Source organism: Dokdonella sp., assembly GCF_051958935.1.
Lineage (GTDB): Bacteria > Pseudomonadota > Gammaproteobacteria > Xanthomonadales > Rhodanobacteraceae > Dokdonella_A.
The window spans coordinates 1-10,971 of record NZ_JBQCFP010000176.1 but is presented as its reverse complement, the minus strand read 5'-3'; the positions used below and the strand labels follow the sequence as shown (position 1 = coordinate 10,971).

Genomic DNA, 10,971 nt, shown 5'->3' with positions numbered 1-10,971 from the left:
TTGTGTGCGGGCAACCTCGGGTCCGGGGGGTCGCCCTGCGCCGCCGCGGACCCTGTCGAGATCACGCGATGCGTTCGGCGCCGCCCATGTAGCGGCGCAGCGCCGCGGGCACGTCGATCGAGCCGTCGGCATTCTGGTAGTTCTCCATCACCGCGATCAGCGCGCGGCCGACCGCGACGCCGGAACCGTTGAGCGTGTGCACGAGTTCGGGCTTGCCGGTGTCCGGATTGCGCCAGCGCGCCTGCATGCGGCGCGCCTGGAAGTCAACGCAGTTCGAGCACGAGGAGATCTCGCGATAGGTGCCCTGCGATGGCAGCCAGACTTCGAGGTCGTAGGTCTTGGTCGCGGTGAAGCCCATGTCGCCGGTGCAGAGCAGCATGCGCCGGTAGGGCAGGCCGAGCTTCTCCAGCACGACTTCGGCGCAGCGCGTCATGCGTTCGTGTTCGTCGAAGCTCTCGCCGGGCTTGGCGATGCTCACGAGTTCCACTTTCTCGAACTGGTGCTGGCGGATCATGCCGCGCGTATCGCGACCGTGCGAACCCGCTTCGGCGCGGAAGCACAACGAATGCGCGGCCATGCGCAGCGGCAGCGCATCGGCCTCGACGATCTCGTCGCGCACGATGTTGGTGAGCGAGACCTCGGCCGTCGGGATCAGGTAGCGCTTCGTCTCGCCGACCTCGGTCGCGAACAGGTCTTCCTCGAACTTCGGCAGCTGGCCGGTGCCGTGCATCGCATCCGCGTTGACGATCAGAGGCACGTTGCATTCGAGGTAGCCGTGCTCCCCGGTGTGCAGGTCGAGCATGAACTGCGCGAGCGCGCGATGCAGGCGCGCGAGTTCGCCGCGCAGCACGGTGAAGCGCGCACCGGAGAGCTTCGCGCCGGTATCGCCGTCGAGCCAGCCCTTGTGCGCGCCCAGTTCGACGTGGTCCTTCACCGCGAAGTCGAACGTGCGCGGCGTACCCCAGCGGTGCTGTTCGGCATTGGCCGTCTCGTCGCCGCCTTCGGGCACCGATTCGTGCGGCAGGTTCGGGATGCCGAGCGAGAGCGTGGCGAGGCGTTCCTGCACCTCGGCGAGCGCCTGCTCGTTCGACTTGAGCCGATCACCGATGCCCGCGACTTCGGCCATCAGGGCCGTCGTATCCTCGCCCTTCGCCTTCGCCTGGCCGATCGCCTTCGAGCGCGTGTTGCGCAGGTTCTGCAGCTCCTGCGTCTCGGTCTGCACGCGCTTGCGTTCGGCCTCGATCGCCTCGAACGCGGCGGTATCGAGCGTGTAGCCGCGCGCGGCGAGGCGCCGGGCGGTGTCGGCGAGGTGGCCGCGCAACAGGGCGGGGTCGAGCATGGGCGTTCCGGGACGTGGGGAAAGCCGCGAATTATAAGGGAAGAGCCCTTCAATTCGCGTCTCGCCCGGTCGGCCCGACCCACGTGCGCAGCACCACGACGCCGGCGAACGCGCAGCCGGCGCCGAACGCGAACGCGGCGAACGGCGACACACTGGACCAGATCTCGCCGAACAGCAGCGATGCGGGCAGCAACAGCAGGCCGGCGACGAGGTTGTACCAGCCGTAGGCGCTGCCGATGCGCGCGCGCGGCACGAGGTCGGCGACGAGGGCCTTTTCGGTGCCTTCGAGCGCCGCGGTGACCGCGCCGTAACCGGCGAACGCGAGCCAGAGTGCCCAGTCCGCCACCGGCAGCAGGCCGATCGCCAGATACGTGACCGCATAGGCGAGCCAGGCGACGGTGAGCACGCGCGCCCTGCCCCAACTATCCGACAGTGCCGACAGCGGCGTCGACAGCAGTGCCGCGACGAGGGAATAGAGCGCCCACATCAACGTCGTGCGCGTCGCGCTCGCGCCGAGCTCGTTCGCGCGCAGCAGCAGGAACATGTTCGACGAGTTGCCGAGCGTGAACAGCGCGAGCGCGACGAGATAGCGACGGAACGGCGCCGGCAGGTCGGCCAGTTTCCAGCGCAGCGGCTCCTTCGACGATGCCGCCGGGCGTTCCGGCTCGGGCACGGCGAACGCGAGCACGAGCACGACGACCGCCGGCACGGCCGCGAGCAGGAACACGTTGCGCAGGCCGAGGCCCGCCGCGAGCAGCGCGGCCGCGGCGAGCGGACCGACCACCGCGCCGACATTGTCCATCGCGCGATGGAAGCCGAACGCGAGCCCGCGCTGGCCGGGCTCGACGCTGAGGCTGATCAGCGCGTCGCGCGGCGCCGAGCGCAAGCCCTTGCCGACGCGATCGGCGAAACGGCAGGCGAGCAGGCCCGGCCAGCTCGTCGCGAGACCGATCAGCGGACGCGCGAAGCCCGCGATGCCGTAACCGGCGATGACCCAGGCGCGCACCTTGCCGCTGCGGTCGGCGAGCGCGCCGGCGAACAGCTTGAGCACGCTCGAGACCGCTTCGGCGATGCCTTCGATGAGGCCGAGCGCCTTCGGCCCGGCCATCAACACCGAGGCAAGATAGAGCGGCACGAGCGGATAGATCATGTCGCTCGCGGCGTCGTTGACGAGGCTGATCAGGCTGACCAGCCAGACCGTGCGCGGCAGCGAACGGATGCCGCGGATCATCGCTTCGTTTCCTGCACGGCCATGCTCGCGGCTCCTCCCCCGGCGATGCCGCGATTATTACGCAAGGCGGACGCGGATATCGAAGCGCGCGTCAGTGCGGCTCAGATGGGCACGAGTCCGGCGCTCCCACCGCGGCGCGCACGAACCTGCAACGCGAGGAGCGCCGCGACCACGCCGGTCGCGCCGGCAATGATGAAGGCATAGAAGTAGTCGCCCTGGATCGTGCGCATCGCGCCGGCGAAGAACGCGGCGCAGGCGGCACCGAGCTGGTGGCCGGCGACGATCCAGCCGAATACGACCGGCGCATCGCGCTCGCCGAAGGCGTCGTTGGCGAGGCGCAAGGTCGGCGGCACGGTCGCGATCCAGTCGAGGCCGTAGAACACCGTGAACACGCCGAGGCTGTAGAACGAGAAATCCGAGAACGGCAGGAACACGAGCGAGATTCCGCGCAGGCCGTAGTACGCGAACAGCAGCTTGCGCGCGTCGTAGCGGTCGGTGAGCCAGCCCGACAGCGTCGTGCCGACGAGGTCGAACGCGCCCATCGCGGCGAGCAGGCCGGCCGCCTGCACTTCGCCGAGGCCGCGATCGCTGCACATCGCGATGAAATGCGTGCCGACGAGGCCGTTGGTGGTGAAGCCGCAGATGAAGAACGTGCAGAACAGGAACCAGAAGTTGCGATCGCGCGATGCGCGCGCGAGCGTGCCGAAGGTCGAATGCAGCAGGCTCCCGGAGGGTGTGGACGCGCGTGCGACGGGCGCGTCCGCGGGTGCGCCGTACGGCCGCAAGCCGACGTCGGCGGGATGCTCGGGCAGCAGCCACAGCGCGAGCGGAATGAGGATCGCGCAGGCGGCCGCGACGACGACGACGACGGTGCGCCAGCCGTCGTGCTGCGCGAGCGCGGCGAGCAGCGGCAGGAACACGAGCGTGCCGGTCGCCGCGCTCGCGGTGAGCAGGCCCATCATGAGTCCGCGTCGCTCGACGAACCAGCGGTTGACGACGGCCGCACCGAGCACGACCGCGACGCAACCGGTGCCGATGCCGGTGAACACGCCCCAGGTCAGCACGAGGTGCAACGGCGAGGTCATGAACGCGCTCGCCGCGCTCGACGCCGCCATCAGGGCGAGCGCGGCGACGAGCACGGTGCGGATGCCGACGCGCTGCATCAGCGCGGCCGCGAACGGGCCGGCGAGCCCGTACAGGAAGATGCCGATCGCCGCCGACAGCGAAATCACGTCGCGGCTCCAGCCGAATGCGTGTTCGAGCGGCACGATCAGCACGCCCGGCGTCGCACGCAGGCCAGCGGCGACGAGCAGCGACAGGAACACCACCGCAGTGGCGACGAATGCGTAGTTCTGGCCAAGCCGGCGCGCAAGGGCTATCATCATGTTACTGACAGGTACGTCCGCGAGGATGCGAATGTTACTGACCGGTACGTCTCTACGTCAACTGCCGCCATGAAGAATCGCGCGTCCCGATCCAGCCCTGCCCGCCCGAAGCCTTCCGCCGCCCCGCCACGCGCGGCCGACCGCATCCGCGAGAGCGCACGCGAACTGTTCTATCGCGAAGGCATCCGCGCGATCGGCGTCGACGAGATCGTCAGCCGCGCCGGCGTGACCAAACCGAGCCTGTATCGCAGCTTCGCTTCCAAGGACGAGCTCGCCGCTGCGTATCTGGAAGACTACGACGCTGCCTTCTGGGAACGCTTCGATGCCGGTGCCGCCGAACACCCGGACGACCCGCGTGCGCAACTGCTCGCCTATTTCGAGGGCCTGGGGCAACGCGCGACGAAAGCGGGCTATCGCGGCTGCGGCCTGACCAACGCCGCGGTGGAATATCCCGAGCCTGGCCATCCCGCGCGCAAGGTTGCCGAGGCGCACAAGCGCGCCTTGCGTGACCGCCTCGTCGCGATGGCGAAGCAGATGGGCGCGCGCGACGCGCAGACGCTCGGCGACGGCCTGCTGCTGCTGCTCGAGGGCGCGTTCGCGAGCGGCCAGCTGTTCGGCAAGGGCGGTCCGGCGCGGTCGCTCGCCGTGGCGGCGCAATGCCTGATCGATGCGTGCGTGCGTCGGTGAGGCCTGAGGGGCGGTTGGGCGGTCGGCGGCACGCGCTGCGCGCGTACCGCCCTACGGGGTCGACGGGCCTTTGAGGATCGAGGGCAGCGCGGCTCTTCAGCCTTGGGCCCTCAGCCCTCGGCTGCACCCCGCGCCTTGCGCCGCGCGACGCGCAACGCTTCGAGCTTGTCGCGAAACTTGCCTTCGAGGCCGCGTTCGGTCGGTTCGTAGAACGTGCGCTCGGCGAGTGCGTCGGGGAGGCACTGCTGGTCGAGCGCGACGCCGCCTTCGGCGTCGTGATCGTACTGGTAGCCGGCGCCGTAGCCGAGGCCTTTCATGAGCTTGGTCGGCGCGTTGCGCAGGTGCATCGGCACCTCGAGCGTTCCCGTCTCGCGCACGACACCGCGTACGTCGTTGAACGCGGCATACGCGGCATTGCTCTTGGGCGCGACCGCGAGGTAGAGCGCGAGCTCGGCGAGGCCGAGCTCGCCTTCGGGACTGCCGAGGCGATCGTAGGTTTCCCAGGCATCGAGCGCCATCCGCCATGCGCGCGGATCGGCGAGGCCGATGTCCTCGACCGCCATCCGCGTCATGCGCCGCGCGAGGTAGGCGCGATCGACGCCGCCGTCGAGCATGCGCGCGAGCCAGTACAGCGCGGCGTCGGGATCGGACGAGCGCACCGACTTGTGCAGCGCCGAGATCTGGTCGTAGAACTGCTCGCCGCCCTTGTCGAAGCGGCGCGTGCGATCGGCGAGTACCTGCTCGAGCGTGGCGCTGTCGACGACGCCGTCATGGGCGAGCTCGGCGGCGATCTCGAGGAAGGTGAGCGCGCGGCGCACGTCGCCGTCGGCGGCGCGCGCCATCGCCTCGAGCGCGGCGTCGTCGACGCGCAGCGCGGTCGCGCCGAGCCCGCGTTCGGTGTCCGCGAGCGCACGCTTCAGCGCCGCGACGATCGCCTCGGCCGGCACCGCGTCGAGCACGTGCACGCGGCAGCGCGACAGCAGCGCGGAGTTGAGCTCGAACGAGGGGTTCTCGGTGGTTGCGCCGACGAACACGATCACGCCGCGCTCGATGTACGGCAGGAACGCGTCCTGCTGCACCTTGTTGAAGCGATGCACCTCGTCGACGAACAACACGGTGCGGATGCCCTGCGCATAGCGCGTCTCGGCTTCGGCGAGCGCGGCGCGCACGTCCGGCAGCCCGGACATCACCGCCGATATCGCGCGGAACTCGGCGTCGGCGTACCTGGCGAGCAGCAACGCGAGCGTCGTCTTGCCGCAACCGGGCGGGCCCCACAGGATCATCGAGTGGACATGACCCGACTCGACGGCACGCCGCAGCGGCGTGTTCGGCGCGAGCAGCCGCGGCTGGCCGACGACCTCTTCGAGGGAGCGGGGCCGCATGCGCTCGGCGAGCGGCTTGAGGCCCTCCGATTCGTTGAACAAGCCACTGGCGAGCGGTTTTTTGCGACGGACCATCCGGGAATCATACGGAAAAGCCGTCCCGCCGGCGGCGGCCCTCGCGCGCGGCTGCCGCGTGATGGGTTTGCGCGCGCCGCTCCGTACTTGAAGAAAGGTCGGCGCGAGGCGTGACGTGGCGTGCAGCAGATCATGAACGGTAAACGACGGATCCGTAATGCGGCGGCTCGGGGCCTGCTCGCCTGCGTGCTGGCGATCGGATCGTCGCTGGCGTCGATGCCGGCGACCTGCCGCGCCGCCGATGGCAAAAAGCCCGTGCTCGGCGTGCTGAAGTTCCAGGACGAGACCGGCGCCATGCCCTTCCAGGGAGGCGTCGGCCGCGTGCTCACCAACATCCTCACCAGCGAACTCGCCGCTCGCCCGGCCTTCACCGTGGTCGAGCGCCGCCGCCTGCAGGCGGTCCTCGAGGAACAGGACCTCGCCGCCGCCGGCCGCCTGCGCCCCGGTGACGGTGCGCGCATCGGCCAGCTGACGGGCGCGGACTATCTCGTCATGGGCACGGTGACCGCGTTCGAGGAAGGCGTCGAGAAGAAGCACGCACGCGGCTTCTTCGGCGGCCTCGGCGGCTCGCGCGAACCGAGCACCGCCTACCTCGCGATCGACCTGCGCGTGGTCGATACCAGCACCGGCGAGATCGTGCAGGCACGCGCGATCGAGGGGCGCACCACGCGGACCGCTTCGTCATTGAGCCTCGCCGCGGGTGGCGCGGGGTTCGGCTACGAGGCGCTGCACAGCGAGGCGCTCGCCAAGGTCGTGCGCGCCGCGATCATCGAGGCGATCGATTACCTCGAGTGCACGATGGTCTCGCGCAATGCCTGCCTTGCCGCGTACGTCGACAAGGAACAGCGACGCCTCGAAGGCACGCGCAAGGCGATCCAGCTCGACGGAGGCCAGCGATGAACGACTTTCCCACGCCGCCCGCACGCCCGGCCGCCGCCGCGGCGCGCGCACTCGTCCTGCTGTTGCTCGCCTGCCCCGCCGGCGCGGCGACGCTGCTGGAGTACACGCATGAGGGGCCGTGCGCGACCGACTTCGAACGCATGGCGCTGAGCGGCCTCCACGCACGCATCGACATGGACGTGGAAGGTTCGACGATGTCGACGCTGTTCGACGACGGCGAGCAGCTCATGTACCAGCTGATGCACGACACACGCAATTACATGACGCTCGAGTCGGACGACGACGGGGTCGATTTCACCAGCGACGTCGGCAGAAGCGTTCTGCTGCACGCGGACAAGCAGGCCCAGGCGATCACCGGATCGAGCACCGCGCAGATGATCGAGGCGTACCGCCAGGCGCAGGTCGCCGCTTGCCCCGAAATGGCCGCGATGGGCATGGCCGACCCGGATTACGCCGACGCCGCGCTTCGCTGCGCGCAGAAGATGGCGTCCGCACCGTCGGCGACCGGTGATCGCGCGGACGCGCCCGGCCAGGTATTGCGGCGGCGCGGCGGACGCACGGCCGCGAGCGCGGGCCGCGATGCGCCGGCCGGTGCCGATGCAGCGGTGAAATGGTCGACGACGAAGACCGAGCGCGGCGCGACGGCGGAGACGATCGACGGGCGCTCCTGCATCCGCGAGCGGATCCTTCGCGGCGATACCGTGCTGCGCGAGGACTGCCTCGCGACGGTCGAATCGCTCGCACTCGAACCGCGCGCCGCGCGCCGGCTCGCGCGCATCGCGAAGGTCGGCGCGGGCCTCGGCGCCGGCATCGCAAGCCTGCAGCCGGAAGCCGCGCGCGAGCCTGCGCGGCCGCCATCGATCAGCCTGGAACGCGTCTGCTATCGCGACGGCAGCGCGAGCGGCCGGGCGCGGCTGCGCATCCGCACCGATGTGGCGATCGAGGCGTCGACGTTCGAGTTGCCGCCCGGCTACGAGCCGCTCGAGATGGCGCCGCCGCCGAGCGACGTGTCGCCCGAGCGCCTGCTCGAGCAGCTGGAGCAACGCGGCTAGAACACGAGGCGCAGGCCCGCGACCCAGCGCACCTCGTCGGCGTCGTCGCCGTCGGCGCGCGCGTAGTCCGCGCTGCGGCCGAACCGCCTCGCCCATTCCACGCCGACGTACGGCGCGAAGCCGCGCGTGACCTCGTACCGCAGGCGCAGGCCCAATGCCGCGTCGGCGAGCCCGGAACCGGTGCGCGCCGCGGGGTCGTCCTTGCCGTAGGCATCGAGCTCGATGCGCGGCTGCAACACCCAGCGCTGCGTCAGCAGGGCCTCGTACTCCGCTTCGAACCGCAGGGCGGTCCGACCATGCGCGCCCACGTAGGCGGTGGCCGCGACTTCGATCCAGTACGGGGCGAGCCCCTGCACGCCGAAGGCGACCCAGCTGCGGTCCGCGCCCTCGCCGATGTCGTGGCGCACGCCGATTGCCGAATTCCAGTAAGGAGCGACGGCGCGGCTCCACGACAGCTCCACGTCGCCGTGCGTGATCCGCCCGTCCGCGCGTTCCCCTTCGCTGCGCAGTTGCACGCGATCGACATCGCCGCCGTAATCCGTGCGCAGGCTCCAGCCGAGCGTGCTGCCGTCGGTGTATTCGAGGCGGTCGACCACCGCGCGGCCCCACCACGCGCGGTCATCCATGCCCATCACGTCGATCATCTGCGCCGGCGTCATCGGGCCCATCACGTGCTGCGGAGGCGGCGGCGCGACGTGGCCGGAAGGCGGCTGCGCGTCGGCAGCGGGCATCGATGGCTCATGCTGCGGATGCTCCGGAGCGTCCTCGCTCCGTCCGCGCGGCGACCCGTGATGATCAACCGGCGTAGCCACGTGCACGTCGTGCGTGTCGTGCGCCTCATGCGTCGCGTCCGTGTCCTGAGCTCGTACCGCCACCGTCGTGGCGAACGAAACGGCCAGCGGGAAAGCGAAACGAAGCGCGCTCATGCGACCACCACCTCGCGGAACATGCCCGCTTCCATGTGGTAGAGCAGATGGCAGTGGTAGGCCCAGCGCCCGAGCGCGTCGGCGCTGACGCGGTAGGCGATCTTCTGCGCGGGCTGCACGACGAGCGTGTGCTTGCGCGCGAGGAACTCGCCGTCGGGTGATTCGAGTTCGCTCCACATGCCGTGCAGGTGGATCGGGTGGGTCATCATCGTGTCGTTGACGAGCACGATGCGCACGCGCTCGCCGTGCGCGAGGCGCAGCGGCTCGGCATCGGAGAACTTCCTGCCGTCGAAGCTCCAGACGTAACGCTCCATGTGGCCGGTCAGGTGCAGCTCGATCTCGCGGCCGACGTCCGGCGAGATGGGCGCGGTGACCGAGCGCAGGTCCGCGTAGGTGAGCACGCGGCGGCCGTTGTCGCGCAGGCCGACGCCGGGATCGTCGAGGTTCGCGCGCGGCGTGTCGACGCGCATGTCGACGAACGGGCCGTACTCCGCCGGTGCGTGCTGCACGGCGGCCTTGGACGCGTGGCCCATCGCCGCATGGTCCATGTGCGGCATCGACGCGCCACAGCCGCCTTCCATGCCCTTCATGCCGGGCATGCCGTGCGCGCCGTGCTCCATCGTGCCCATCATGTCGCCCATCGTGAGCAGCACGCGTGCGTCGAGTGCAGGCACTTCGGCGACCATGCCGGCGCGCGGCGCGAGCGTGCCGCGCGCGTAGCCGGAGCGGTCCATCGCCTGCGCGAAGATCGTGTGGGCATCGTCCCCGGGTTGGACGATCACGTCGCAGGTTTCGGCCGGGGCGAGGCGGAATTCGTCGACGGTGACGGGGTCGATGTCCTGGCCGTCGTGCGCGACGACGCGCAGCTTCAGGCCCGGGATGCGCACGTCGAAGAACGTCATCGACGCGCCGTTGATGAAACGCAGGCGCACGCGCTCGCCGCGCTCGAACAGGCCGGTCCAGTTCGACGCCGGCGTCGCACCATTCATGAGGAAGGTGTACACGTGGCCCGACACATCGGCGAGGTCGCTCGGGTTCATGCGCATCTCGTTCCACATGCGCCGCGCGGCGAGCGCCGCGGACACGCCTTGCGCGCTCGCATCGCGCAGGAAGTCGCCGGCGGTGGGCTTGCCGAAGTTGTAGTAGTCGCTGCGCTTCTTGAGCGTCGCGTAGATGTGCTCGGGGTCGATGTCGGTCCAGTCCGACAGCAGCACGACGTGCTCGCGTTCGGCCGGGAAGCGCTCGCCGGCACGCGGCTCGACGATGATCGGGCCATACAGGCCGAGCTGTTCCTGGAAACGCGAATGGCTGTGGTACCAGTAGGTGCCGGCCTGGTTCAACGTGAAACGGTAGGTGTAGCTGCCGCCCGCTTCGATGCCCATGAAGGAAAGCCCGGGCACGCCGTCCATGTCGGCGGGCAGCACGATGCCGTGCCAGTGGATCGAGCTGCGCTCGGCGAGCGCGTTGCGCACGCGCACGGTCACCGTGTCGCCTTCGCGCCAGCGCAGGAGGGGCCCTGGCAGGCTGCCGTCGACGACGACCGCGCGGCGCGCATGGCCGGTGAAATCGACCGTCCGTGCACCGATCTCGAGGTCGAAGCGCGTGCCCGACAGCACGCCCTGCGCATCGCGCGCACGCGAGCGCGCGAAGCCGCACGCGGCCAGCAGGGCGCCGCCGGCGACGCCCTGGACGAAACGCCGCCGCGACGGCAGCACGGGAAGCCGGCGCGAGCCGGCAGAGGGGAATTTCATGACATGAGTCCGGATCGATGCGCGCGGCGGCGACGCCGCGCGAAAAAAACAGGCGCGCGACGATGCGTCGCGCGCGCCCTGTCGCCGGAACTCAGGCGATCGGTGGTCGCAGCGGCGGCGGATCGACGCCGCCGGGCGCACGCGCGTCCGGTGCGAGCGCGATCGGCGTCGATGCGGGGCTGCTGGACGCGCAACCGATCGGCGCGATATCGCCGATCGCATGCACGAAGGCACAGGCGCAGC

9 protein-coding genes are annotated in these 10,971 nt (G+C 70.3%); 3 read left to right on the top strand and 6 right to left on the bottom strand.

Annotated features, from left to right (window positions below; all coding sequences use genetic code 11):
* Positions 1–61 precede the first annotated feature (61 nt).
* The 3 genes from serS to ACTHK2_RS16465 form a co-directional block, all read right to left on the bottom strand.
* On the bottom strand, positions 62–1,339 hold the full coding sequence (gene serS, locus ACTHK2_RS16475) for a serine--tRNA ligase (protein WP_440246824.1): 1,278 nt from the start codon (positions 1,337–1,339) through the stop codon (positions 62–64).
* Between the two features lie 49 nt (positions 1,340–1,388).
* Positions 1,389–2,570: an MFS transporter gene (locus ACTHK2_RS16470; RefSeq protein WP_440246823.1), complete on the bottom strand. Its 1,182-nt coding sequence runs from the start codon at positions 2,568–2,570 to the stop codon at positions 1,389–1,391.
* 101 nt (positions 2,571–2,671) lie between these two features.
* Positions 2,672–3,955, bottom strand: a complete 1,284-nt coding sequence (locus ACTHK2_RS16465) for an MFS transporter (RefSeq protein ID WP_440246822.1) — start codon at positions 3,953–3,955, stop codon at positions 2,672–2,674.
* Positions 3,956–4,024: 69 nt separating this feature from the next.
* Between ACTHK2_RS16465 and ACTHK2_RS16460 the strand changes: the two genes are divergently transcribed.
* A complete protein-coding gene (locus tag ACTHK2_RS16460; RefSeq protein ID WP_440246821.1) occupies positions 4,025–4,642 on the top strand; it encodes a TetR/AcrR family transcriptional regulator in 618 nt (205 codons plus the stop codon).
* 110 nt (positions 4,643–4,752) lie between these two features.
* On the opposite strand, the gene ACTHK2_RS16455 is transcribed toward ACTHK2_RS16460, so the two are convergent.
* Positions 4,753–6,099, bottom strand: a complete 1,347-nt coding sequence (locus ACTHK2_RS16455) for a replication-associated recombination protein A (protein WP_440246819.1) — start codon at positions 6,097–6,099, stop codon at positions 4,753–4,755.
* A gap of 132 nt (positions 6,100–6,231) precedes the next feature.
* Between ACTHK2_RS16455 and ACTHK2_RS16450 the strand changes: the two genes are divergently transcribed.
* On the top strand, positions 6,232–6,999 hold the full coding sequence (locus ACTHK2_RS16450) for a CsgG/HfaB family protein (protein WP_440246817.1): 768 nt from the start codon (positions 6,232–6,234) through the stop codon (positions 6,997–6,999).
* Positions 6,996–8,051 carry a hypothetical protein gene (locus ACTHK2_RS16445; protein ID WP_440246815.1) on the top strand — a complete coding sequence of 352 codons (1,056 nt, stop codon included), beginning with the start codon at positions 6,996–6,998 and terminating at the stop codon, positions 8,049–8,051. Before ACTHK2_RS16450 ends, ACTHK2_RS16445 begins: the two co-directional genes overlap by 4 nt.
* Here ACTHK2_RS16445 and ACTHK2_RS16440 read toward each other — a convergent pair.
* Together ACTHK2_RS16440 and ACTHK2_RS16435 are read right to left on the bottom strand one after the other, a co-directional pair.
* Complete coding sequence (locus tag ACTHK2_RS16440) at positions 8,048–8,782, bottom strand: copper resistance protein B (protein ID WP_440246813.1); 735 nt, start codon at positions 8,780–8,782, stop codon at positions 8,048–8,050. The two genes, ACTHK2_RS16445 and ACTHK2_RS16440, sit on opposite strands and share 4 nt — an antisense overlap.
* Before the next feature lie 191 nt (positions 8,783–8,973).
* On the bottom strand, positions 8,974–10,728 hold the full coding sequence (locus ACTHK2_RS16435) for a copper resistance system multicopper oxidase (RefSeq protein ID WP_440246812.1): 1,755 nt from the start codon (positions 10,726–10,728) through the stop codon (positions 8,974–8,976).
* Positions 10,729–10,971 lie beyond the last annotated feature (243 nt).